Raw genomic sequence first — 22,138 nt, forward strand, 5'->3', positions numbered from 1 at the left:
AAACGCGGCACGGTTCGATCGTCCTGACGCGTCCGGCGCGCGCTGATAAGATGTGCGGCCGGTATTTCTCGCCTCAAATCAACACGCCACAGGCCCACATGACCCAACGTCCCGATGCCGATCAACAGCGCCTGGATGCGCTCGACTACCACGCCCACCCGCAGCCGGGGAAGATCGCCACGGCGATCACCAAGCCCACCGAGACCGCGCGCGATCTCGCGCTGGCCTACTCGCCGGGCGTGGCCGAGCCGGTACGCGCGATCGCCGCCGACCCGGACGCGGCCTGGCAGTACACCGCCCGTGGCAATCTCGTTGCGGTGATCTCGGATGGCTCGGCCATCCTCGGCCTGGGTGACCTCGGCCCGCTGGCCTCCAAGCCGGTGATGGAGGGCAAGGGCGTGCTGTTCAAGCGCTTCGCCGACATCGACGTGGTCGACCTGGAGGTCGAGGCGGAGGATCCGCAGGCCTTCATCGACACGGTGCGCCGACTCGAACCGTCGTTCGGCGGCATCAACCTCGAGGACATCAGCGCGCCACGCTGCTTCGAGATCGAGGCGGCCCTCACCGAGGCGATGGACATCCCGGTCTTCCACGACGACCAGCACGGCACCGCGATCATCATCGCCGCCGGGCTGACCAATGCCCTGAGGCTTCAGGGCAAGCGCCTCGAGGACACCCGACTGGTGCTGGTCGGCGCCGGGGCCGCGGGTACCGCGACCCTGAACCTGCTGATCGACATGGGGCTCAAGCGCGAGAACCTGCTGGTCGTCGACCGCACGGGGGTCCTCCATGCGGGGCTCGAGGGGCTGCCGGAGCACCATCGCCGCTTCGCCGCCCGCACCGAGGCGCGCACGCTGGCCGACGCGCTGGTCGGGGCCGATGCCTTCATCGGCGTTTCCGCGCCCAACCTGCTGACCCCGGAGATGCTCGCCGGCATGGCCGAGCGTCCCGTGGTGTTCGCGCTGGCCAACCCCGACCCGGAGATCCTGCCCGAGCTCGCCCACCAGGTGCGCGATGACCTGATCATGGCGACCGGGCGCAGCGACTATCCCAACCAGGTCAACAACGTGCTGGCCTTCCCGTTCATCTTCCGCGGCGCGCTGGATTGCCGGGCACGCCGCATCACGGCCAACATGAAGATCGCCTGCGTCGAGGCGCTGGCCGCGCTGGCGCGCGAGGCCGTTCCCGAGTCGGTGCTCAGGGCCTATGAACTCGATGAGATGGCCTTCGGCCCCGAGTACATCCTGCCCAAGCCCTTCGACCCGCGCCTGATCGAGCGTCTGCCGGCCGCGGTCGCCAAGGCCGCCGAGGAAGACGGTGTGGCCCGCACGGCCTACCAGCCGCATCCGATACCGGGGGCCTGATGACACAGTCTCGGGCCTGGTTGATCGATGCGCACGCCCAGATCTGGCGGGCGTGGCACGTCTACGACAAGGGACGCACCGATGGCGCCGGCCGGCCGGTCAACGCGCTGCTGGGCTTTGCCGACTACCTGCTGGCCCTGATCGAGTCGACCTGGTTGCCCAACCAGCCCGCGCCGGTGATCGCCGCGGTGTTCGACGCCCCTTGCGGGCGCGGCCACCGTCAGGCCATCTACCCCGACTACAAGGGGCATCGCCCGCCGACGCCGGTCGACCTGAAGGAGCAGTTCCCGCGTTGCCGCGAGCTGGCCGAGGCGGCGGGATTCGGTGCAATGGACCAGCCCGGCTACGAGGCCGACGACGTGATCGGCACCCTGGTCGGTCGGCTGCGCAACCGCGAGCGGGCGGTGACCATCGTCACCGGCGACAAGGACCTGGCCCAGCTGCTGGGTCCGGACGATCGCTGGTACAACCCGATGCGCGGTTCGGTGATGGCCTATGGCGACGTCGAGCGGCGCTTCGGCGTGCGCCCGGCGCAGATCGCCGACTGGCTGGCGCTGACCGGCGACGTGGCCGACAACATCCCCGGCGTGCCCGGCATCGGCCCGCGCACCGCCGCCCGGTTGCTGCGCAAGCACGGTTGCATCGACGGCATCTACGACAATCTCTCGGCCGTCTACGGGATGAAATTCCGTGGCGCGCCACGGGCCCAGCGGTTGCTCCAGGAGCACGAGGACCAGGTACGCCTGTCGCGCCGGCTGACCGAGATCGTCTGCGACCTGCCGCTCGCGCATACGCCGCAGCCCTGGGGGGGCGTCGACCGTGCTGCCCTGGTGCGTCTGCTCGAGCAGGCCGGGGCCGACCCGGCGCAGATCGAGCGCTGGGAGGCCTGGGATGCGCCGCGGGTGCGCACGGCCTGATGCTGATCGCCTTCAACAAGCCCTTCGACTGTCTCTCGCAGTTCACCCCCGAGCCCAACAGCCCGGCGGCGACCCTGGCCGACTGGATCGACTGCCCGGGCGTCTACCCCGCCGGGCGGCTCGACCGTGACAGCGAGGGCCTGCTGCTGCTCACCGACGACGGGCGCCTGCAGAATCGGCTGGCCGACCCCCGCCACAAGCTCGCCAAGGTCTACCTCGCCCAGGTCGAGGGTGAGATCGACGAGCCGGCACTGGCCGCCCTGCGCGCCGGGGTGACCCTCAAGGACGGGCCCACCCGTCCGGCCGGGGCCCAGCGGCTCGACGCACCCGACTGGCTGTGGCCGCGCGACCCGCCGGTGCGCTATCGCAAGAGCGTGCCGACCAGCTGGGTAGAGATCACCCTGCGCGAGGGTCGCAATCGTCAGGTGCGCCGCATGACCGCCCACGTGGGCTTTCCCACCCTGCGCCTGGTCCGCGTGGCGATCGGTCCGTATCGCCTCGACGGTCTCGCCCCGGGCGAGTGGCGCGAACTGTCGCCCTGACGGCCCGCCCGACGACCATCCGGCCCCGTCCGGGCCGCGCCGGGGTTTTCCGACCCGCCTTGTCGGGTAAAACCCGTTTTTCCGCAATGGCTTAGCGTGTCTGGTCACGCCGATCTGGCCCCCGTTTTTGCGCCCACGCCGATTATCCGGTAGATTGCGCGCTCCGCTCGGCGCGGCGGGGCATGGCGAGTCGCTGGTTTGATGTTTCAAAACAGTGACTTGTGGGTTGAGAAGTGAGCATGGAAAACGGGGCGTGCCATGAACATCATGAAGCAGTTTGTGCTGGGTCGTCGGCTGGTCGGTGGCTGGGCGCTGGAACAGGGCGCGACCCTCGACGACGCGGCGGCCATCCGGCTGGCCGAGTCGCTGGCCGAGCGTGACTGGCAGGCACCGCGCGCGGCGGACGATCTCGATCTGTCCCTGCTCTCCTTCCTGGTGCTGGAAACGGCCCACCGCTACTACGTGCAGGCCGACAAGGCATTGAAGAGCTGCCAGTCCGAGGAAGGCCGCACGCTCTTTCCCGCCGTGATGCTTCCCGAGCGACTGGCCGACCTCGCGGCCACCCTGCGCTTCTACGACGCGGCCCCGAAGCTGGCCCCGTCGCTGCCGACCAACGGGCTGGCGAGCCTGCAGAGCCTGACCAACACCCTGTTCGCGGTGATCGCCGCGCAGTTCCCCGAGCACATGGCCAAAGTCCACGCCCAGGCGATGCGCGCCGAGGTGGCCGAGGTGATTCGCGGCGACTTCCCGCGTTCGGCTGCCCACGTCCCCGTCTACTCGCCCACGCATCTCGAATTCATGGGCGCGGTCGACAAGACCCGCTGCATCTTCGCCCCGTCGGGCAAGTACTGGGGCGCGCGTGACTTTGACGAGTCTCGCGGCTTGGAGGCCGGCGTGCGCCGGTTCGGCGAGGACCTGTTCCGCTTCATGACGGTCGCGCGCAAGGAGAAGTTCAAGGGGCTGGCCTTCCGGATGCCGGCCTCGTACAGCCGTTCGATCGAGCGACTGGCCGAGACCACCGCGACCTTGCTCGAAGGCCTCAACCGCATCGATCCGGCCGGGTCGCACTGTCTCGAGCGGGTCGACGACAGGCCGGGCTGGAAGTTCGAGTGGGCCGGCGAGACCATGTTCCTCACCGCCTTCGGCGTCTGCTATCCGGCGGACCACCCGCGCAACCCCTACGGCTTCGATTACACCTATTTCTTCTTCCAGCCGGACTTCGTGCTGCGCAACCACCCCGGGCTGATCGACGGCAAGGAAGAGATCTCGCGCCAGCGCATCCTCGCCTCGTTCCGCAAGGACGGCATGGACTACGACAACGCCGGCAAGGAGGCCGAGCACGCCCGCTACATCCGACCGATGGCACCGGACGGCCCCGCCGTGGCCTGGTGGGACTACCTGCCGGCCCGGCAGATGGCCGAGGAGGCCCTGCCGGCGGCGGTGTGATCCGTCGGGTCTCGAGGCCTCAGTCGGCCCGCGAGAGCAGCGCGGCGCGCAGCGTGTCCGACAGCGGCGGCTCGGCCAGCCAGATGCCGAAGTAGGCCCGCGCCAGCTCGGTGTCGTCCGACTCGAAGCGCCGCTCGTCGTTCAGGTGCAGGGTCAGGCGCTCGGTCGCCGGGTCCCAGTCGAGTCGGTAGCGATCCCCGTCGCCGACATCGATCATGGTGTCCTGGATCGAGTCGATCCGCGGTCGGATCGACTCGCGCTCCTCCTCGTCGTACTGGTCATCCAGCGCCACCCAGGTCGCCTTGCGAATGTCCTCCACGCCCAGGTCCCGGCGGTACTCGAGGATCAGCCGCATCGGCACCTCGGCGTTCACGATGTCGCTTTCGCTGGCTTCGGCCGGCGCGTAGAGCGCCGCGTCGTAGACATCCCAGATCATGTAGCTGGCGGTGCCGGATCCCTGCAGGACCAGCGCGTTATCGCCCAGGGACTGCTCGGTCTCGAACGAGTCGGCCGCGACCGGCAGGCTGCCCCCGCCCAGCAGGATCGACAGCCCCAGCGCCCGACCGGCGCTCGGCAAACGGCTGTTCACGAACTGCTCCCGTCCGGGTCGGACTTGGTGAAGAACAGCGTCACCTCGCCGACGCGGATGCCGAACTTGGTCACCGTCGCGCGGTTGATCACCACGTTTTCGCTGCGGCGAATCATCCAGTCGTCGAAGGTCACGTCGATGGTCGAGTCGCCGTAGGGCAGGCGCAGCACGTAGCGCCAGTTGAGCGCCTGGCCCACTTCCTCACCCTCGGCGGTGCCGACGATGTCCCCGGCCCGGCCGACGTATGTCCCCTCGCCGGTGGGCGTGATGCGCCAGGTGCGTTGGTCGGTCTCGCCGTCGTCGTAGACGAAATCCTCGTCGAGGACGAATTCCTCGTCCTCCCAGTAACCGTCGATCTCGACCCGGAACTGGCGCTTGATCTCGCCGCCGCGGCTCTCGAAGATGCCGTGCGCCCAGGTCTGTCCGTCGAAGTAGCCGGTCAGGTCGAAGGCGGGCTCGGTGCCCTGGAATTGCTCGAGTTTCATGCTGCTGCATCCCGTGAGTAGCAGGGTGAGGGCGAGCGCGCTCGCCACGGTGAGGCGTCGGATCATGGCGTGGTTCCTCGCAGGGTGGATCGGAGTTGGGGCTCGGTGTCGGTCAGCTGGCGCAGGACCAGCCAGGCGGCGGCGAGCTTGAAGGCCACCGGCAGGGCACCGTAGGTCAGCGCCAGAGCGGTGGTGTCGGCATCGCCGGACTCGAAACCGGCCAGTGCCAGCACGCCGTAGCCGACCCCGACCGCCACAGCCAGGGCGAGCTTGGTCGCCAGCCCGAGCAGGCCGAAGAACAGCCCGGCGCGATCGCCGCCGCCCGCGTCGCTGTCGATGCCGGCGATGTCCGCCTGGATCGAGGCCGGCAGGGCCATGTCGGCGCCGAGGCTCAGGCCCGACACGGCGCAGATCACGGCGAACCAGATCACGTCGCCCGCGCCCAGCCAGGGGGCGAGGGAGAAGCTGACCGCGGCGAGCAGGATCGAGGCCCCCCAGGCCCGACGCTTGCCGATTCGCCGGGCGATCGCGGTCCACGCGGGCAGCGCGGCGATGCCCGCGCCGAAGTACAGCAGCAGGAGCCAGCCGAGCCAGTCCTGGGCGCCGAGTCGGTCGGCGACGAACATCAGGAACAGGGCCGCCGGGATGCCGTTGGCCAGATTGTTTAGGAAATAGCCGCCCAGCAGCCCGCGCAGGCGGCGGTTGTGCTTCAGAAGCGGCCAGCCGCGACGCCAGTCGACCAGCGGGCGATGAGTGGCGGGTTCGGGGGTGGCGCTCGCCATGAGGAGAAAGCCGGCCGGCAGCAGGACCGCCATCAGCCAGAACACCGCCGTGAGGACGTCGGCCGGGGCCTCGCTGCCCAGCAGGATGGGCAGGGCGGCGGCGAAGACGGTGCCCACCAATGCCAGACCCTCGCGGCCGGCGGCCAGGCGCGTGCGTCCGTGCGACGAGGGATCGGCCTCCGCGCCCAGGCTGGTGTAGGGCAGCTGGATCATCGTCCAGCCGAGAAACGCCGCCAGCCCCCACAGGTAGAGATGCCAGAGGCCGACGTCGCCGCCCGGGCGGAGCAGGAACCACAGCGAAACGATCAGCAGCGGCATCCCGGCGGCCATGAGCCACTTGCGCCGATGGCGACCGGGGATGCGGTCGGACAGGTAGCCGACCGCCGGGTCGGTCACCACGTCCCACAGGCGCGTGAGCATCAGTGCCGTGCCCACTGCGGCCAGTCCCAGCCCCAGCTCGTTGGCGTAGAACGGCGGCAGGTAGACGTACAGCGGGATCCCCATCAGCGCCAGCGGCAGCCCGGGCGCCCCGTAGGCGAATACCCGCCACAGGCTCAATTGCGCCGCGGGCTGCGCTGCGTGCGTCACGGACGCTCCAGTATGACCTGGGCGACGTTGATGCGACCGGCGAGGAAGCCCGCCTCGCAGTAGGCGAGGTAATAGCGCCAGGTCTGGCGGAAACGCTGGTCGAAGCCCAGTGCCTCCAGCTCCGTCTCGACGGCGTCGAAGCGTTCGCGCCATCGGGCGAGCGTGCGGGCGTAGTCGTGGCCGAACAGGGCGGTTTCGCGCACGGACAGCCCCGCTGCCGTCGCCCCCGCCTCGAAGCGCTCGATCGAGGGCAGCATGCCGCCGGGGAAGATGTACAGCTGGATGAAGTCCGGCTCGCGGCGGTAACCCTCGAACGCGTCCTCGTCGATGGTGATCACCTGGATCGCCGCGCGACCGCCGGGCTTGAGCCGGTCGTGCACGGTCTGGAAGAACGTCGGCCAGTAGCGCTCGCCGACCGCCTCGAACATCTCGATCGAGACGATGTGGTCGAACTGGCCACGCTGGTCACGGTAGTCGGTCAGGTGCAGCCGGGCGCGGTCGTCGAGGCCGGCCGCGGCCAGCCGTTCGCGGCCCCAGGCCAGTTGCTCGGTCGACAGGGTCAGCCCGTCGAGCGAAAACCCACGCCGGGCCGCGCTCTCGGCCAGACCGCCCCAGCCGCAGCCGATCTCCAGCAGCCGGTCACCGGGCTCGGCCTCGAGCCGGTCGAGCAGGCGGTCGTACTTGCGCTGCTGGGCGGTGGCCAGCGCCTCGTCGGGCTCGGCGAACAGGGCGGCCGAGTAGGTCATCGACTCGTCCAGCCACAGGCGGTAGAAGTCGTTGCCCAGGTCGTAGTGTGCGGCGATGTTGCGCCGGCTGCCGCGGCGGTGATTGGCGCGCAGGGCGTGCTGGATGCGATGGCCGAGCCGCGCCCAGAAGCCCGGGCGCAGTTCGTGGCCGATCGCCTCGACGTTGCGCGCGCCGATCTCGAGCAGGCTGGTCAGGTCATCGGTGGAAAAATCGCCCTCGATGAAGCCCTCGGCGATACCGATGTCCCCGAGCCGGGCGATTCGAGAGAACAGCCGTGCGGGATGGTGCAGGTGCCAGCTGGCGGTGAGTTCCGGCGCCTCGGCGCCGACGAACTCCGCGCTGCCACCATCGTCGGTGGTGACCCGCACCCGACCGATGCGGATGTCGGCAAGCAAGTGGCTCACCCAGCGGGCCGCCAGTGGCAGGGCGTGTTCGGCGGGTCGCTCGGCAGTGGCCGAGGCCGCGATCGGGGCTACGTTTCGTGTCTGGGCGAGGGGCATGAACTGACCTCCGATGCCGGTGGTGGCGGGCTCTTGTGGAAACGCCCGCCCTTGATCCAGATTTTCAGGGCCTGCCAGTGGATCAGGCCGATCACCTTGAGGGTGAGAAACGGGATGCGCAGCGCCTCGAGCGTCAGCCGGCGATCGGTGAGCTCGCGGCGCTGTGCGTTGTGGGTGGCAACCAGCGTGAGGGTCTCGCCGCCGTCCGCGTCGAGTTCGGTCTCGCGGATGGCCACGCCCAGGCGCTCGCCGGGCCGCGAGAGCCGGAAGTGGTAGCGCATGTTCATGGGCAGGAACGGCGAGACGTGGAAGACCTTGTCCGCCGTGGCGCGAAACGGGCTTTCCAGCGGGCGACCGTGGTCGTGCAGGAAATAGTGGTGGTGACCGCCGAAGGTGTTGCTGACCTCGCAGTCGATCGCGACCAGCTCATTGTTGCGATCGTGGCAGTACCAGACCGTCAGCGGGTTGAACTGGTAGCCCAGTACGCGCGGATAGGCCGAGACCAGGATCTTGCCGCCCTCGATGTCTATGCCCTCGGCGCGGGCGGTGGCCGTGATCCAGTCGCGCAGCGGCATGTCGCGGCGCGGGCCGTGGTCGCGGTCGTGGACCGAGAACAGGTTGAAGCGGTTGTGCGAGAGCAGTCGCGTGCCGGGAAACCCCGCCTCGAGATCGTCGAGGTCCACCAGCAGCGAGAACACGCGGTAGCGAAAGCGGTAGCAGGCCCGCGTGAACCGCTGGTGCATCACCCAGCCCTGGTAGAGCGCCGAGCTCACGCCGCCTCCGTCCCGCGGTCGTTCACGGGGGTATCGTCCCAGGGGATCGATACCCCGAACGCTCGGGCGACGGCCACGGCCGAGGCCAGGCCGTCCTCGTGGAAGCCGTACCCCGTCCAGGCGCCGGCGTAGAAGGTGCGTCGGTGGCCCTGCAGGGCCGGCAGCTCGTCCTGGGCTGCCACGGCGCGGGCGTCGAATACCGGGTGGTGGTAGGTGATCTCGCGCTCGACCAACGATTCGCGCGGCGGCTCGAAGGGATTGAGGGTCACCAGCCAGTCATGGGCGGCGTCGAGACGTTGCAGGCGGTTCATCCAGTAGGTCACGGCCACCGCCCGCTCGCCATCGGCGTCGCGACGGCCGAGGTAGTTCCAGCTCGACCAGACCTGCCGACGGCGTGGCATCAGGTCGGTGTCGCGGTGCAGGAAGGCGCGATTCTCCTGGAAGCGGAACGCGCCCAGTACGCCGGTCTCCGTCGAGTCGGGACGGTCGAGTGCCGCGAGCGTCTGGTCGGCGTGCCCGGCCATCACCACCGCGTCGAACCGGCGCCCGTACTCGGGCAGGCTGACGCCGTGCTCGTCGCGCTCGACCCGGTTGACCGGGTGGTCGGTCAATGCCTCGAAGCGTCGCTCGGCGAGCATTCGCTCGACGTAGCGCCGTGATCCGCCGGCGACGGTCTCCCACTGCGGGCGATCGGCGACGTTCATCAGCCCGTGGTTGTCGAAGAACTGCAGGAAACTGCGTGCGGGGAAGGCGCGCATCTGCCGGGTCGGGCAGGACCAGATCGCCGCGGCCATCGGCAGGAGGTAGTCCTCGGCCAGCCGTGGCGAGAAGCGGTGGTGTTCGAGGAACTGTCCCAGGGAGAGCGAGCCGAGCGAATCGCCCGCGAGCGAGGCCTTGCCCAGCCGGTTGAAGCGCAGGATCTCCGCGACCATGCGCAGAAAGCCGGGGCGCAGCAGGTTGCGTCGCTGGGCGAACAGGGTGTCGAGGTTGTCGCCGCTATATTCCAGTCGGCCGCCGTCCATGCTCATGCCGAACGACATGTCGGTGGGCTGGGTCGCGATCCCGAGTGTCTCGAGCAGGCCGAACAGGTGCGGGTAGTTGGGGCGGTTGCAGACGATGAAGCCGCTGTCGACCGCCACTCCGCCGCCGCGGCCGTCGTCGACCAGATGGGTGTGCGTGTGCCCGCCGAAGTAGTCGTTCTGTTCGAACAACGTCACCCGGTGCCGCTGACCGAGTAGCCAAGCTGTGCCCAGACCGGCAATGCCCGAGCCGATCACGGCGATCTCGAGGGGCTCGCCCGGGGCGGGAATGAAGGGATGGGTCTTGCTCACGCGAGTCTCCGGGATCGGCAATTTGGAAAACTAGTGTATAACCCCTGTACAGCTATTGCACAGAAATTTGCTCAGCCATGTCTGCATTCACCGTTTTGCTCGATCCGTCCCTTCGTCCGGCCTGTCGGCAGGTCGCTTCCCGGCCCGGCCAGGCGGTGGTCGGCGGTGCGTTCTGATGGGGCGGCAATCGCGCAACCACCCCGCCCATCGACCCGGCAAGGTCTGTCCGGCCTGTCGCCGACCATTCACCTGGAGACGCAAGTGGGCCCGCGACTGGGATCGCGTGACCTACTGCTCCGAACGCTGTCGCCGAGCGAGGAAACCGCATGACTGAGTCACCCGTCCGCCACCTGCTGGTCGTCCTGGGGGACCAGCTCGACCCGAAAAGTGCGTTGTTCGAGCGGGGCGATCCGTCACGCGACGTGATCTGGATGGCCGAGGTGGTCGGCGAGGCCACCCACGTGTGGTCGCAGCAGTCGCGCATCGCGGTTTTCCTTTCGGCGATGCGCCACTTTGCCGCCCATCGGCGAGAGGAGGGCTGGCGGGTCGATTACCGCGAATTGCCCGTTCGGGCCGAGGATGACGACCTCTCCACGCTGGAAGCGGCCCTGACCGAGGCGATTGCCCGCTGGCGGCCCGGGCGTGTGATCGTGGTCTGCCCGGGCGAGTATCGATTGCGCCACGGCCTGGCCGAGGCCGTCGAGCAGGCCGGGGTGGCGTTCGAGGAACGCCCCGACCGGCATTTCATGGTCGAGGAATCGTGGTTCGCCGATTGGGCCGAGGGGCGCAAGAGTCTGCGCATGGAGCATTTCTACCGTGCCCAGCGACGCCGATTCGACGTGCTGATGGATGGCAGGAACCCGGTCGGGGGCAAGTTCAATTTCGATGCGTCCAACCGGCGGTCGTTCGACGCCCGTGGGCCGGGCCTTGTGCCCGAACCGGCCCGATTCTCGCCCGACCGGATCACCCGCCAGGTGCTCGACCTGGTGGCCGAGCGATTCGCGGATCATCCCGGTGGCGAGCAGCGGGCGCTGGCAAACTTCGACTGGCCGGTGACTCCGGACCAGGCCGAGCAGGCCCTGCAGGATTTCCTCGACCAGCGCGCAGCCGGGTTCGGCGACTACCAGGACGCGATGTGGACGGACGCGCCCTGGCTGTACCACTCGCGGCTGTCCGTGGCGTTGAACCTCAAGCTGATCGACCCGCGCCGGGTGATCGAGGTCGTCGAGACGGCCTGTCGAGACGGGCGCATGCCGCTGGCGGCCGCCGAGGGTTTCATCCGGCAGGTGCTGGGCTGGCGGGAGTTCGTGCGCGGGCTGTACTGGTGGGCCATGCCCGAGTACGCGGAGCGCAATGCCCTCGGCGCGGATCAGCCCCTGCCGTCGTTCTACTGGCAGGGCCGGATGGCCGACGGTGAGCCGATCCCGATGACCTGCCTCGACCAGGTTCTCGGCCAGACCCTCTCGCTGGGCTACGCACACCATATCCAGCGATTGATGGTCACCGGGCTGTTCGCCCAGTTGCTGGGCGTGCGACCGCAGGCGGTGCACGAGTGGTATCTGGCCATTTACGTCGATGCGGTCGAGTGGGTCGAGCTACCCAACGTGATCGGCATGTCGCAGTACGCCGACGGCGGGATGATGGCGAGCAAGCCGTACGTGGCCACGGGGCGCTACATCGAGCGGATGAGCAACTACTGTGCGCACTGTCGCTTCGACCCCGGCGAGGCGACGGGCGAGACGGCCTGCCCCTTCACCACCCTCTACTGGGATTTCCTGCTGCGCCATGGCGACCGCTTCGCCGCCCACCCGCGAACCGCGTTGCAGTGGAAGCACGTCGAGCGCATCGATACCGGCCGGGCCGATGCCATTCGGGCTCGGGCGGGCGAGTGGCGAGCTGCGCTCGTCCAGTCAGGCGGTTATTCCGGGCCAGGTTAGCTGCGACGTTCGTGGTGATTCGTGCGGCGGGCGGCCCCCGCGACCGGGAGGGCTCACGGTCGTCCGGTAGAGCAGGTATCTGCTTTTTGATGTAAGTTCTAAATAGAAATCTTGGCGGTAACGCTCGGGGTTCGATCCATCCCGGGCGCCCCTTGCGCGCCGCGGCCGCTTCCCGGAGTTTCCCGGTCCATGTCCGAGCCTGAATCAATCCGGCTGATTCGTCACAAGGCGATGCTGCTCGCCGTGGTGGGCATTCTCGTCAGCGGCATCCTGGTGGCCGCGGTCACCGCTGTGCCGATCTACCAGTCCTCGCGGGAGGGGCTGGAAAGCAGCACTCTCATGGGCATCGAGGCGCAAGGCGCGGCACTCGACAATCTCGTGCGACATTACGAGGGCGTGGCCAGGCAGGTCACCAGTCGTACCGAGATTCGGCGGCGTCTGGAGAGCTACGTCGACGGCGAGATGTCGCTCGAAGCGGTGATCGACTACTCCCGTCCACGACTGGCCGATGCGCTGGGCATTTCGCGTGCACTGGTCGGCATGCAGCGTCTTGGCCCCTTTGGCGAAGTGGTCGTCGACACGGGCGAGACCGGCGAAGTGCCACCGGTTTCCGCGCTGGATGAACTCGACGACGTGGACAGTCGACTGGTGCGGTTCGAGGGACGGACTCTCTGGCGGACTTCCGCGCCGATCCGGGACGCGGAGGGGGATCGACTGGGCACCGACGTGCTGTTCTTCGAGGTGGATAGCCTGGTCGACATCTTGAAGCGGGCGCGCACCCTGGAATCCAGCGCGCGGGGCTTTCTGCTCGATTCGCGCGGTGAGCGCCTGGTGGGCGTGGCCGAGGATGGCGTCGGTCTCGAGATAGAGCGGCCCGGCCAGGAGTTTGCCGGCGATCTGGCGCGCATCGATCAGAACGGCACTGGCGTGCTCTGGCCCGAAATGGACGGCACGGCCCGCGTGCTGTTCCACACCCCGGTCGGCGGCGGTCGTTGCCTGCTGCTGATCGAGTCCGACTTCTGGAGCTTCTACCAGCCAGTGGTCGCCCGGCTGCTCTGGCCGCTGGGCGTGGTGCTCCTGCTGCTGCCGCTCGTCGCCTGGCTCGCCGCGCTGGCCTTGCGCCCGGTGCTGCGGCGCTTGTCGAGGCAGGCCGAGGAGCTCGAGCGCTCCGCCGGCGAGCTGCGTCTTGCCGGCAGCGTGTTCGAGGGCACCGGCGAGGCAATCATGATCACCTCGCCCAACCATCGCATCCTGCGAGTCAATCCGGCATTCAGCCGCATCACCGGTTTCACCGCCGATGAGGTGCTGGGGCGGCCGATGCGGGATCTGTTCCAGCTCGATGACAGTGAAAGCGAGCAGCTCGAACGCGTCTGCCAGGAACTGGGACACCAGCGCAGCTGGCAGGGAGAGCTGGATTACCGAAATCGACGCGGTGAGCGCCTGACCGCGCTGCAGACGATCAGTGCCATCCGGGACGAACACGACCGAGTCAGCCACTTCATCCACATCTTTAACGACATCACTCAGGAAAAGGCTGCTGAGAAGCAGATCCGCCACCAGGCCCGTCATGATTCGCTGACCGACCTCCCCAATCGGGCTTCGCTCAAGTACCGCATCGGCGAGGCAGTGGCCAGGGCGCGGCAGGACAAGACGCGCCTGGCGGTGCTGTTCCTCGATCTGGATTACTTCAAGGAGGTCAACGATCGTCTCGGCCACGCGATGGGCGACCGGTTGCTGCGCCAGGTGGCCGATCGCCTGCAGCGCCTGCTGCGCCACGAGGATGTCGTGGGGCGCCTGGGTGGCGACGAGTTCCTGATTCTGCTCGAAGGGCTGCCCGCGCCGCGCTTTGCCGGACAGGTCGCGGCCAAGGTGATCGAGGTGCTGACCCGGCCTTTCGATTTGGAGGGCGAGTCGATCACGATCGGGGCGTCGATCGGCATTGCCGTCTACCCCGAGCATGGCGGTGATGCAGAGCCGTTGGTCAATCACGCCGACGCTGCCATGTACGAGGCCAAGGCCGCCGGTCGCGACACTTATCGCTATTTCGATGGCCAGGAAGGCGAGCGGGAGCGTGGTGACCACGGTGGTGGGCAACCGCCCCGGTAGCGGCTGCCACGCTAGAACATGGAGCCCGCCGGTGAGAGGAGCGAGTTCGTTCTGGTGGTAGGCACCGACTGACGGGGCCGCGGACCGGGGCCACCGTGCTGCGGATGCTGGTGGAGAAACCCTGCCAGCTGCGTGCGCGAGCTGTTCGGCGACGTCCTTCAGCGCAATAGCGGCATGCGCGAACTCGGCCGCCCGCCTCGGCTTCGACGAGCAGGTTCTCGGATCACAAGCGCAGGTGGTGCGCCCCAGTCGCTGCCTCCGATCGGCGGTTCTCTCCGGCCCGAGGGTATGCGTATCCTATGTCTTTGAAGGCCCCTCGAACCATGACGAGACTCGCGCAAGACGAGACCACAGCTATGACCGTCATCCTCCACCGATACGTTCCCCTGCTCGCTCTCGGCCTCCTGGCGCTCGCCTCTCCGGCCGCGGCCGAGGGGCTGCTCTCGGTCAAGTCGGAGAACGACGCCTGGGTCGGGGGCGGTGACGGCCACTACACCAACGGGTTGGAGATCATCTGGCTCTTCGCCCCCGACCCGGACCACTGGAGTCGGAGGATGACCGATGTCATCCCTGGCTGGCATCACGATGACGTCGATGGCGTGGCCTACCGGGTCGGCCAGCGGATGTACACGCCGGACGACATCACGATTGCCGAACTGCAGGAAGACGACCGCCCTTATGCCGGCGTGCTGGCCGCAGGGCTGTCCCTGCACGGCGTACAGCGCGACGACCGCTGGCGCGAAACGCGCAGCCTGCACCTCGATACCGGCATGGTCGGCCCGGCCTCCGGCGCCGGCTGGATCCAGCGGCGCTTCCACCAGAACGTCACGGGGGACGGTGCAGAGGGCTGGAGCCACCAGTTGGAAAACGAGCCGTTTCTCAACCTGGGCTACGAACACGCCTGGTCGCGTCAGGCCTCGTGGCGTTCCCACGAGCTCGAGTACGGCCCCAGCGTCGGCCTGGCCTTGGGCAACCTCCACACCTACGCCTCGGCGGGCCTGGCGGCACGCTACGGTGACGGGCTGGATCGCAGCTACGGCATCCCTTCCATCGACCCGGCCCAGGGCGAGCGCAGCTTCTTCCGTCCCGGCCGGGGTCTTGGCTGGTACGTCTTCGGCGCGCTCGAGGGGCGCTACATGGCCCACAACCTGCTGCTCGACGGCAACACCTGGCACGACAGCCATTCCGTCGAGCGCGAGCCGTGGGTTGGCGACGTCCAGCTCGGCTTCGCCGTCAACTGGGATCGTTTCCAGCTCGCCTATACCGTCGTCTGGCGCACGAAGGAGTTCTCGACCCAGAGTCACAACGACCGCTTTGGCTCGTTCACCCTTTCGATGTGGATGTGACCGACTCGACACGAAAAAGCCTTCGGCCCCGAAGGTGGCCGCGGTTCGTGTAAAAAAGCCCCGCGGCGTTCGGGTTCCAGTGCCGCCATGCCGCCTGCGGCAGACGTCCGATGCCATTGCTGGAGCGTTCTCTGCGCTGGAATCCTGAATATGGCGTAAGCCTGCCGAATGCACCGGCCCTCACTGGCCATCTGGCGCAAGACAGCAACCTTGTAAAGCCGACGAGTAGCGTCGATGGCGCGTTCTCAGCCCGTCTTCCCCACGCAACCGATAAGCCGCACCCCACTTTTCGGCCGTCCCACGGTCAATACCAAGGTATGTGGCTGTCGTTCGGCTATGGAAGCCGCCTTGCTCTCGATGCCGGACCACACGCAGCTTGCATGGCAAGGAATGTTTGCCCATAGAAAAACCCCTGTCAGTTGGATGGGGGTCCAACCTTCAGGGGTCACTTCAATCGCCGGAGAGGCCTTCTCCTGCGGGCGGATCGCGCTGACGATTAGGCGTCGCGTTCCTGGATCAGGCGATGGATACGCGGGGTCAGGATCAGGTCCATGGCGTAGCTCATCTTGCCGCCCGGCACCACGATGGTGTTGTAGCGGGACATGAACGAGTGCGGGATCATCTGCAGCAGGTACGGGAAGTCGACGCCGAACTCGTCCGGATCGCGGAAGCGGATCACGACCACGCTCTCGTCCGGGGTCGGAATGTCGCGGGCGATGAACGGGTTGGAGGTGTCGACGGTCGGTACGCGCTGGAAGTTGACGTCGGTCTGCGAGAACTGCGGGGTGATGTAGTTCACGTAGTCCGGCATGCGGCGCAGGATGGTGTCGACGATCTTCTCGGCGGAGTAGCCGCGCTCGGCGTTGTCGCGGAAGATCTTCTGGATCCACTCGAGGTTGACGATCGGCACGACGCCCACGCCCAGGTCGACGTGCTGTGCGACATCGACGTCATCGGTCTTCACCAGGCCGTGCAGGCCTTCGTAGAACAGCAGGTCGGAATCGGCCGGGATGTCTTCCCAGGGGGTGAACTCGCCCGGGCCGAGGTTGGTGCTCAGCCGGGCGTTGTGCTCGGCGGCTTCCTCGTCGCTGTGCAGGTAGTAGCGCTTCTTGCCGGTGCCCGACTCGCCGTAGCTCTTGAACAGCTCGCCGAGCTTGTCGAAGTGGTTGGCCTCCGGACCGAAGTGCGAGAAGAAGTTGTTGCCGCGCTCGGCCTCGGCGGCCATGCGCTCGCGCATGTCCTTGCGGTTGAGCGCGTGGAAGCTGTCGCCCTCGATCACGACCGGCGAGATGTTCTCGCGGCGGAAGATGTGGTTGAAGGCGGTCTTGACGGTCGAGGTGCCGGCGCCGGACGAGCCGGTAACCGCGACGACGGGATGCTTCTTGGACATGGTCCCTCCTGTTGGAAAGCAATAAAACGAAACGTGGAAAAGCGGTGCAATTCGGTCGGTAGGCCGGCGAGGAGCGCCGTCGCGGTCGCGCTGCGAGACTCGCCGGGCAAACGAAAGCCCACGATAATAGGGGTTTACCGCATCGGGAACAAGTTGCCGCCTATCGAACCGGCCCGGGATGGCGCGGTCTTCACGCCTGGCAAGTGACGCTTCAGTGCGCGCTGGCCGACAGGGTCTGGCGGCGTCGGATTCGCTGCAGATGGATGTTGCGGGCAAGTCGAATGCTGGGGCGAACGAGGTACTGAAGCGAGGCGATGACGAAGACCCAGGCGCCAACCGATTCGTATTCGGGAAAGAGAAAGGCGACGCTGCCGAGGGTGAACCACAGGCCGATCAGGAAATCGTTCGCCAGTACGGCGGTTTCGTAGCGGCGCCGAATGACCAGCGCCTCGGGTCCCAGGGGCAGGGTCAGCGAGGGGTCGCGGCTCATGTCGAATCAGCGGCGGCGATAGAGCAGGTCGAATACCTGGTGGCCACGCTCCTCGCCGCGTCGCTCGAACTTGGTCCGCGGCCTCCAGTCGGGCCGGGCGTTCTCGCCGCTGCCCTCGTGTTCGGCGACGAAGGCGGGGTGGGCGTCGAGCACCTCGCGCATGTGCTCGGCGTACTCGGCCCAGTCGGTCGCCAGATGCCACAGCCCGCCGGGCTTGAGGCGGGTCGCGACGAGATCGGCGAACGGGGTCTGCACGATCCGGCGCTTGTGGTGGCGCTTCTTGTGCCAGGGGTCCGGGAAGTACAGCAGCAGCCGGTCGAGGCTTTCCTCGGCGATGCGCTGTTCGACGAACGGTACGGCATCCCCGCAAACGGCCTTGAGGTTGGTCAGGCCGAAGTGCTCGATGCCGTTGAGCAGGTGACCCACGCCCGGGCGATGCACCTCGATGCCGATGAAGTCGGAGTCGGGATCGCGCGCCGCCATCTCGACCAGGCTGTCACCGTTGCCGAAACCGATCTCGAGGGTCAGCGGCGCGGTGCGGCCGAACAGCTCGGCCGGGTCGATGCGCGGGCCTTCCGGCTCGATCAGGTACTTCGGTCCCAGTTCGTTCAGTGCCCGCTGCTGGCCCGGCGTGAGCCGGCCCTCGCGGCGGATGAACGAGCGGATTCGCCGGCGGATGCCGTCGCTCTTTTCCGTCGTCTCGCTCATGGGATCAGAAGAACAGGCCATCGACGGGCGAGGAGGCGCTGGCGTAGCGCTTTCTCGGCATGCGCCCGGCGAGGAACGCCTCGCGGCCGGCCTCGATGGCCTTTTTCATCGCCGAGGCCATCAGCACCGGGTTCTTGGCATGCGCGATCGCGCTGTTCATCAGCACGCCGTCGCAGCCCAGTTCCATCGCCACGGCGGCATCCGAGGCGGTGCCGACGCCGGCGTCGACGATGATCGGCACCTCGGCGTTCTCGATGATGGTCATGAGGTTGTACCTGTTCTGGATGCCCAGGCCTGAGCCGATCGGGGCGGCCAGCGGCATCACCGCCACGCAGCCGATCTCCTCGAGCCGTTTGGCGACGATCGGGTCGTCGGAGGTGTAGACCATCACCTCGAAGCCGTCCTCGACCAGGGTCTCGGCGGCGAGCAGGGTGTTGGTGATGTCCGGGTAGAGGGTCTTCTCGTCGCCGAGCACCTCGAGCTTGACCAGGTTGTGGCCGTCGAGCAGCTCGCGGGCGAGCCGGCAGGTGCGCACCGCCTCGGTGGCGGTGTAGCAGCCGGCGGTGTTCGGCAGGATGGTATAACGCTCGGGCGGCAGCACGTCGAGCAGGTTGGGCTCGTCGGGATTCTGGCCGATGTTGCTGCGCCGTATCGCCACGGTGACGATCTCCGCCCCGGCGGCCTCGGTCGCCTCGCGGGTCTCGGTCATGTCCTTGTACTTGCCGGTGCCGGTCAGCAGTCGCGACGAAAAGCGGCGACTGCCGACGATCAGCGGTGAGTCGGCTTGAGGGGTGGTCTCGGATCGTTTGTCGGTCATGGTCTGCATTCGTTCGGTTTGATAGGAGAGGGGGCGATCAGTGCCGGGCGCCGGCCTGGTGGCTGCCGCCCTCGATGGTGTCGTGCGGGTCGAGGCTCAGGGGCAGGCCGTCGATGGCGAGCGAGTCGTGCAGGTGCTTGAGCTTGATCACGCTCAGCACCAGGCTGCCCGAGCCGTCCGGTAGCGGGGCGCTGCGGACCACCTCGCCGGCGGTGTCGTCCTTGTCGTTGTGGACGGGGGTGCCGGGGGGTGGCGGGGCGAGACCCAGTACGTGACCGGCGAACAGGCGCCGGTTGGGCTTGCCGAGGTAGTGCATCCGGGCGATCACTTCCTGGCCCGGGTAGCAGCCCTTCTTCAGGCTGAACGCCTCGAGCTCGTCGAGGTTGATCCACTGCGGTACGAAGTGTTCGGCCGTCTCAGTGGTGACCTCGGGCACTCGGTCCTCGATCTCGGCCCGCTCCCAGTGATCGGTCGCGGCGATGGCCGTGTGGTCGCGCGCGGCGCGCACCAGGCTCACCAACGTGGCGGTCGGGCCGTGGATGGCCAGGCGCATGCCCTGGCTTGTATCGTTGTCCTCGCGCAGGAACAGCCGGCCGTGGGCGTCCACTGCCGCCGGCCACTGACCGGGTGACGGTTCGGCCTGCTGGAGCCGCTCGATAGTCGCGCAGGCGTCCGCGTCGTCGAACGGGCAGTCGGCCAACGCCGAGCCCGGCCAGAGGATGCCGATGGCGGCCTGATCCTCGGCCAGCGAGAGTTGCACGTCGCGACGCAGAACGTACATCTGCAGGCGCTTGAGCAGCCCGGCGGCCAGGTCGGCGCGCGTGACCAGTCGGAAGCCGTCGTCGTGAGCGACGATGCGCAACAGCCCTAGGGTCCGTCCCTTTGCACTGCAAAGCGCGGCGAAGCTGCCGGTGTCGTCGCCCAGGGCGTTGAGATCCTGGGTGAGGATCGCGTGCAGGAACGCGCGTGCCTCGGTCCCCGTGACCTCGATCACGCGGCGCTCGGGCAGCTCGGCCAGCAGGGTCCGGCCGGTGTCCGGATCGGCGTGTGGCTGCATCAGGTCGTGCCAGGTTGTATCGATCGTCTCGGACATGGGGCAGTCAAGGTCGTCAGGTTGGGTGGGCAAGGATAGCATCACCCCCGGCGGCTACGCTTCGGTAGCCGCTTGGGAAATCCGGCACGGATCGCACGGTAAGGGAGAAAGGGCCCATGGATGGGGCGACAACGGGGTTGCGTGAATGGTTGCTGGCCGATCGCTGGCTGGTGGCGGCCTGGTCGGGGCTGGTGGTGGCCGCCTGGGTCGCCGCGAGCCTGGTCGTCTGGCAGGCACCCGGTCCGGTGGGGGTGCATACGCCGCCACTGGAGTGGTTGTGGCGTACGGTGGCTTGGGTGGCGGTCTCGGGCTGGTTGTGGCGTTGTTACCGGTATCGTCCGCCGGGGTTCGTGCTCGAAGGTCGGCTGGCCTGGTCGGGCGGGTTCGCCGAGCTGTTGCTGCCCGATGGCGAGTCGATTCGCGGGGAGACGCGGGTGGTGTGGCAGGGGCCGCTGCTGGTGGGGATTGCGCTGGATGCCGCCGGCCGAGACCCCTTGACGCTCTGGCTGACGCCCGCGCGGCTGGGCCAGCGGGGCTGGTGGCGCCTGCAGCGATTCTTGGTGTTGCAGGGCGGCTGATCAGTCGGTCGGGGCGGCGTGACGCAGGCGCTGGTCGAGTGCCACGATCTGTTCGCGCAGGGCGTCGGGAGTGCCGTCGTTGACCAGCTCGATGTCCGCGATCGCCCGGCGCGCCTCGTCGTCGACTTGCGCGGCGATCAGCTGCTTGGCCTGTCGGCTGTCGATGCCCGGGCGGGCGGCGAGTCGTTCACGGCGGGTGGCGAGCGGTGCGGTCAGGGTGATCACGCCGTCGAGCCAGCCTCGGTAGGCCGGCCAGACCGAGGCCTCGGCAAGCAGCGGCACGACCACGAGCACGTAGGGAGCCCGGTGGGTCGCCGCCTCGGCTCGCTCGCGGGCCGCCGCCCGGATCGCCGGGTGCAGGATGGCCTCCAGCGCGGCGCGCTCTTCCGGCTGGTCGAGGATATGCCGGCGCAGGCGGTCACGGTCAAGTCGCCCGTCTTCCAGGAGTATCTCGTCGCCGAATCGTGCACGGATCGCCCCTAGGCAGGGGCTGCCCGGCTCGACCAGTTCGCGGCTGATGGCGTCGGTGTCGATCACCGGGATGCCCAGTTCGGCAAAGATCGACGCGGCCAGGCTCTTGCCGCTGGCAATCCCGCCGGTCAGGCCGAACACGCGGCCCGGTGTCTCCTGCTGATCAGGGGAGCGCGCCGTCATGTCGCGATCAGAGCGGGCCGCCCAGGTAGGCCGTCATGATCGGCTCGCCGAGGTAGAGGGCGACCAGCCCTGCGATGGCCAGGTACGGACCGAAGGGAATCGGGATGCGCCGGTCGTGGCGCAGCAACAGGATCATCGCGATGCCGATCACGCTGCCGGCCAGGGCGGAGAGCAGGATCACCAGCGGCAGCATCTGCCAGCCCAGCCAGGCACCCAGGGCGGCGAGCAGCTTGAAGTCGCCGAAGCCCATGCCTTCCTTGCCGGTAAGCAGCCGAAACAGCCAGTACACCGACCACAGCGCGAGATAGCCGAACACGGCCCCGAGCACGGCGTCCTGCAGGGAGAGGTGATAGTCCGGCAGCAGGATCGGCAGGAGCAGGCCCAGCCATAGCAGCGGCAGGGTGAACACGTCGGGCAAGAGCTGGGTCTTGAGATCGATGACGGAGGCGGCCAGCAGGGCCCAGGTGAACAGGAACACGGCCAGTGCCAGGGGGGTCGGGCCGAACTGCCAGGCCGCCAGGCCGACGAGGGCGGTACTCGCGAGTTCCACCAGCGGGTACTGCCAGGAGATGGACTGGCCGCAGTTGGCGCAGCGGCCGCGCAGCAGCAGCCAGCTGAGCACCGGGATGTTCTGCCAGGCGCGAATGGAACTGCCGCACCGGGGGCAGGTCGAGCGCGGGCGGACCAGGTCTAAGGGCTCCTCGTCGGCACTGGCGGTGTCTTCCTCCGCCAGCAGGGCGCGGCACTCGCGCTTCCACTGGCGCTCCATCATCACCGGCAGCCGGTTGATCACCACGTTCAGGAAGCTGCCCACCAGCAGGCCGAACATCGAGGCGACGGCGATCCACAGGGCCGGGTGTTGCTGGAGGATGACTTGCAGTTCGGACATGGAGCGTTCGGCCCTGGGTTTCGGCAGGCTGACATCGAAACGGCCCGGCGAAGACGCGGGCCGTCT

The 22,138-nt window shown here is 68.1% G+C and carries 23 protein-coding genes; 9 read left to right on the forward strand and 14 right to left on the reverse strand.

Going from position 1 to position 22,138, the window contains the following annotated elements:
• The first annotated feature begins 98 nt into the window (after window positions 1-98).
• The 4 genes from ACLFRM_RS04150 (at window position 99) to ACLFRM_RS04165 (ending at window position 4,269) form a co-directional block, all read left to right on the forward strand.
• Complete coding sequence (locus ACLFRM_RS04150; protein WP_410754456.1) at window positions 99-1,364, forward strand: malic enzyme-like NAD(P)-binding protein; 1,266 nt, start codon at window positions 99-101, stop codon at window positions 1,362-1,364.
• On the forward strand, window positions 1,364-2,281 hold the full coding sequence (locus ACLFRM_RS04155) for a 5'-3' exonuclease H3TH domain-containing protein (protein WP_410754457.1): 918 nt from the start codon (window positions 1,364-1,366) through the stop codon (window positions 2,279-2,281). Before ACLFRM_RS04150 ends, ACLFRM_RS04155 begins: the two co-directional genes overlap by 1 nt.
• Complete coding sequence (locus tag ACLFRM_RS04160; protein WP_410754458.1) at window positions 2,281-2,823, forward strand: pseudouridine synthase; 543 nt, start codon at window positions 2,281-2,283, stop codon at window positions 2,821-2,823. Before ACLFRM_RS04155 ends, ACLFRM_RS04160 begins: the two co-directional genes overlap by 1 nt.
• A 258-nt stretch (window positions 2,824-3,081) precedes the next feature.
• Complete coding sequence (locus ACLFRM_RS04165; RefSeq protein WP_410754459.1) at window positions 3,082-4,269, forward strand: hypothetical protein; 1,188 nt, start codon at window positions 3,082-3,084, stop codon at window positions 4,267-4,269.
• Window positions 4,270-4,288: 19 nt separating this feature from the next.
• Here the strand turns inward: ACLFRM_RS04165 and ACLFRM_RS04170 are convergent, their stop codons facing one another.
• Genes ACLFRM_RS04170 through ACLFRM_RS04195 form a run of 6 tightly spaced genes read right to left on the reverse strand, consistent with a single transcriptional unit; the run spans window position 4,289 to window position 10,064 of the window.
• Window positions 4,289-4,858, reverse strand: coding sequence for a chalcone isomerase family protein (locus ACLFRM_RS04170; protein ID WP_410754460.1), 570 nt, complete (start codon window positions 4,856-4,858; stop codon window positions 4,289-4,291).
• Window positions 4,855-5,409, reverse strand: coding sequence for a DUF3833 domain-containing protein (locus tag ACLFRM_RS04175; protein WP_410754461.1), 555 nt, complete (start codon window positions 5,407-5,409; stop codon window positions 4,855-4,857). Before ACLFRM_RS04175 ends, ACLFRM_RS04170 begins: the two co-directional genes overlap by 4 nt.
• Entirely contained in the window at window positions 5,406-6,713 is a 1,308-nt protein-coding gene (locus ACLFRM_RS04180) for an MFS transporter (RefSeq protein WP_410754462.1), read from the reverse strand. Before ACLFRM_RS04180 ends, ACLFRM_RS04175 begins: the two co-directional genes overlap by 4 nt.
• Complete coding sequence (locus ACLFRM_RS04185) at window positions 6,710-7,960, reverse strand: class I SAM-dependent methyltransferase (protein WP_410754463.1); 1,251 nt, start codon at window positions 7,958-7,960, stop codon at window positions 6,710-6,712. Before ACLFRM_RS04185 ends, ACLFRM_RS04180 begins: the two co-directional genes overlap by 4 nt.
• A complete protein-coding gene (locus ACLFRM_RS04190; RefSeq protein ID WP_410754464.1) occupies window positions 7,933-8,733 on the reverse strand; it encodes a DUF1365 domain-containing protein in 801 nt (266 codons plus the stop codon). Before ACLFRM_RS04190 ends, ACLFRM_RS04185 begins: the two co-directional genes overlap by 28 nt.
• The gene (locus ACLFRM_RS04195) at window positions 8,730-10,064 is read right to left on the reverse strand and encodes an NAD(P)/FAD-dependent oxidoreductase (RefSeq protein WP_410754465.1); all 1,335 of its coding nucleotides are present in this window, start codon (window positions 10,062-10,064) and stop codon (window positions 8,730-8,732) included. The genes ACLFRM_RS04190 and ACLFRM_RS04195 overlap by 4 nt, the downstream gene beginning before the upstream one ends.
• A 175-nt stretch (window positions 10,065-10,239) precedes the next feature.
• Here ACLFRM_RS04195 and ACLFRM_RS04200 point away from each other — a divergent pair, with 175 nt between their 5' ends.
• The 4 genes from ACLFRM_RS04200 (at window position 10,240) to ACLFRM_RS04215 (ending at window position 15,453) form a co-directional block, all read left to right on the forward strand.
• Complete coding sequence (locus ACLFRM_RS04200) at window positions 10,240-10,398, forward strand: DUF2256 domain-containing protein (protein WP_410754466.1); 159 nt, start codon at window positions 10,240-10,242, stop codon at window positions 10,396-10,398.
• Complete coding sequence (locus tag ACLFRM_RS04205) at window positions 10,391-12,001, forward strand: cryptochrome/photolyase family protein (RefSeq protein ID WP_410754467.1); 1,611 nt, start codon at window positions 10,391-10,393, stop codon at window positions 11,999-12,001. Before ACLFRM_RS04200 ends, ACLFRM_RS04205 begins: the two co-directional genes overlap by 8 nt.
• 189 nt (window positions 12,002-12,190) lie before the next feature.
• On the forward strand, window positions 12,191-14,107 hold the full coding sequence (locus ACLFRM_RS04210; protein WP_410754468.1) for a diguanylate cyclase domain-containing protein: 1,917 nt from the start codon (window positions 12,191-12,193) through the stop codon (window positions 14,105-14,107).
• 356 nt (window positions 14,108-14,463) lie between these two features.
• A complete protein-coding gene (locus tag ACLFRM_RS04215) occupies window positions 14,464-15,453 on the forward strand; it encodes a lipid A deacylase LpxR family protein (RefSeq protein WP_410754469.1) in 990 nt (329 codons plus the stop codon).
• Window positions 15,454-15,633: 180 nt separating this feature from the next.
• Here the strand turns inward: ACLFRM_RS04215 and ACLFRM_RS04220 are convergent, their stop codons facing one another.
• The 6 genes from ACLFRM_RS04220 to ACLFRM_RS04245 form a co-directional block, all read right to left on the reverse strand.
• Window positions 15,634-15,855 (reverse strand): helix-turn-helix domain-containing protein, encoded by a 222-nt coding sequence (locus ACLFRM_RS04220; RefSeq protein WP_410754470.1) that lies wholly within the window; start codon window positions 15,853-15,855, stop codon window positions 15,634-15,636.
• Window positions 15,856-15,949: 94 nt separating this feature from the next.
• Window positions 15,950-16,843, reverse strand: a complete 894-nt coding sequence (locus tag ACLFRM_RS04225; protein WP_410754471.1) for a phosphoribulokinase — start codon at window positions 16,841-16,843, stop codon at window positions 15,950-15,952.
• A 211-nt stretch (window positions 16,844-17,054) separates the two neighbouring features.
• Entirely contained in the window at window positions 17,055-17,333 is a 279-nt protein-coding gene (locus ACLFRM_RS04230) for a YrhK family protein (RefSeq protein ID WP_410754472.1), read from the reverse strand.
• Between the two features lie 6 nt (window positions 17,334-17,339).
• On the reverse strand, window positions 17,340-18,041 hold the full coding sequence (gene trmB, locus ACLFRM_RS04235) for a tRNA (guanosine(46)-N7)-methyltransferase TrmB (protein WP_410754473.1): 702 nt from the start codon (window positions 18,039-18,041) through the stop codon (window positions 17,340-17,342).
• Window positions 18,042-18,045: 4 nt separating this feature from the next.
• Window positions 18,046-18,858: a thiazole synthase gene (locus ACLFRM_RS04240; protein WP_410754474.1), complete on the reverse strand. Its 813-nt coding sequence runs from the start codon at window positions 18,856-18,858 to the stop codon at window positions 18,046-18,048.
• A gap of 37 nt (window positions 18,859-18,895) precedes the next feature.
• Window positions 18,896-19,951, reverse strand: a complete 1,056-nt coding sequence (locus ACLFRM_RS04245; protein WP_410754475.1) for a YgfZ/GcvT domain-containing protein — start codon at window positions 19,949-19,951, stop codon at window positions 18,896-18,898.
• Window positions 19,952-20,067: 116 nt separating this feature from the next.
• On the opposite strand from ACLFRM_RS04245, the gene ACLFRM_RS04250 reads away from it, so the two are divergent.
• Entirely contained in the window at window positions 20,068-20,529 is a 462-nt protein-coding gene (locus ACLFRM_RS04250) for a hypothetical protein (protein ID WP_410754476.1), read from the forward strand.
• On the opposite strand, the gene coaE is transcribed toward ACLFRM_RS04250, so the two are convergent.
• Together coaE and ACLFRM_RS04260 are read right to left on the reverse strand one after the other, a co-directional pair.
• Window positions 20,530-21,183 (reverse strand): dephospho-CoA kinase, encoded by a 654-nt coding sequence (gene coaE / locus ACLFRM_RS04255; RefSeq protein WP_410754477.1) that lies wholly within the window; start codon window positions 21,181-21,183, stop codon window positions 20,530-20,532.
• Between the two features lie 7 nt (window positions 21,184-21,190).
• Window positions 21,191-22,072, reverse strand: coding sequence for a prepilin peptidase (locus tag ACLFRM_RS04260; protein ID WP_410754478.1), 882 nt, complete (start codon window positions 22,070-22,072; stop codon window positions 21,191-21,193).
• Between the last annotated feature and the right edge of the window lie 66 nt (window positions 22,073-22,138).

Origin of the sequence: Guyparkeria sp., assembly GCF_046540515.1 — a bacterium.
Taxonomy (GTDB): Bacteria; Pseudomonadota; Gammaproteobacteria; order Halothiobacillales; family Halothiobacillaceae; genus Guyparkeria.

What these genes read in the sequence shown, in the direction of transcription:
- ACLFRM_RS04210 (WP_410754468.1), top strand. Translation starts at nt 12,191, where the DNA reads ATGTCCGAGCCTGAATCAATCCGGCTGATTCGTCACAAGGCGATGCTG.
- ACLFRM_RS04225 (WP_410754471.1), bottom strand. Translation starts at nt 16,843, where the DNA reads ATGTCCAAGAAGCATCCCGTCGTCGCGGTTACCGGCTCGTCCGGCGCC.
- ACLFRM_RS04260 (WP_410754478.1), bottom strand. Translation starts at nt 22,072, where the DNA reads ATGTCCGAACTGCAAGTCATCCTCCAGCAACACCCGGCCCTGTGGATC.
- ACLFRM_RS04215 (WP_410754469.1), top strand. Translation starts at nt 14,464, where the DNA reads ATGACCGTCATCCTCCACCGATACGTTCCCCTGCTCGCTCTCGGCCTC.
- ACLFRM_RS04160 (WP_410754458.1), top strand. Translation starts at nt 2,281, where the DNA reads ATGCTGATCGCCTTCAACAAGCCCTTCGACTGTCTCTCGCAGTTCACC.
- ACLFRM_RS04230 (WP_410754472.1), bottom strand. Translation starts at nt 17,333, where the DNA reads ATGAGCCGCGACCCCTCGCTGACCCTGCCCCTGGGACCCGAGGCGCTG.
- ACLFRM_RS04165 (WP_410754459.1), top strand. Translation starts at nt 3,082, where the DNA reads ATGAACATCATGAAGCAGTTTGTGCTGGGTCGTCGGCTGGTCGGTGGC.
- ACLFRM_RS04220 (WP_410754470.1), bottom strand. Translation starts at nt 15,855, where the DNA reads ATGGGCAAACATTCCTTGCCATGCAAGCTGCGTGTGGTCCGGCATCGA.
- ACLFRM_RS04175 (WP_410754461.1), bottom strand. Translation starts at nt 5,409, where the DNA reads ATGATCCGACGCCTCACCGTGGCGAGCGCGCTCGCCCTCACCCTGCTA.
- ACLFRM_RS04245 (WP_410754475.1), bottom strand. Translation starts at nt 19,951, where the DNA reads ATGTCCGAGACGATCGATACAACCTGGCACGACCTGATGCAGCCACAC.
- ACLFRM_RS04150 (WP_410754456.1), top strand. Translation starts at nt 99, where the DNA reads ATGACCCAACGTCCCGATGCCGATCAACAGCGCCTGGATGCGCTCGAC.
- ACLFRM_RS04200 (WP_410754466.1), top strand. Translation starts at nt 10,240, where the DNA reads ATGGGGCGGCAATCGCGCAACCACCCCGCCCATCGACCCGGCAAGGTC.
- ACLFRM_RS04185 (WP_410754463.1), bottom strand. Translation starts at nt 7,960, where the DNA reads ATGCCCCTCGCCCAGACACGAAACGTAGCCCCGATCGCGGCCTCGGCC.
- ACLFRM_RS04155 (WP_410754457.1), top strand. Translation starts at nt 1,364, where the DNA reads ATGACACAGTCTCGGGCCTGGTTGATCGATGCGCACGCCCAGATCTGG.
- trmB (WP_410754473.1), bottom strand. Translation starts at nt 18,041, where the DNA reads ATGAGCGAGACGACGGAAAAGAGCGACGGCATCCGCCGGCGAATCCGC.
- ACLFRM_RS04240 (WP_410754474.1), bottom strand. Translation starts at nt 18,858, where the DNA reads ATGACCGACAAACGATCCGAGACCACCCCTCAAGCCGACTCACCGCTG.
- ACLFRM_RS04205 (WP_410754467.1), top strand. Translation starts at nt 10,391, where the DNA reads ATGACTGAGTCACCCGTCCGCCACCTGCTGGTCGTCCTGGGGGACCAG.
- ACLFRM_RS04250 (WP_410754476.1), top strand. Translation starts at nt 20,068, where the DNA reads ATGGATGGGGCGACAACGGGGTTGCGTGAATGGTTGCTGGCCGATCGC.
- coaE (WP_410754477.1), bottom strand. Translation starts at nt 21,183, where the DNA reads ATGACGGCGCGCTCCCCTGATCAGCAGGAGACACCGGGCCGCGTGTTC.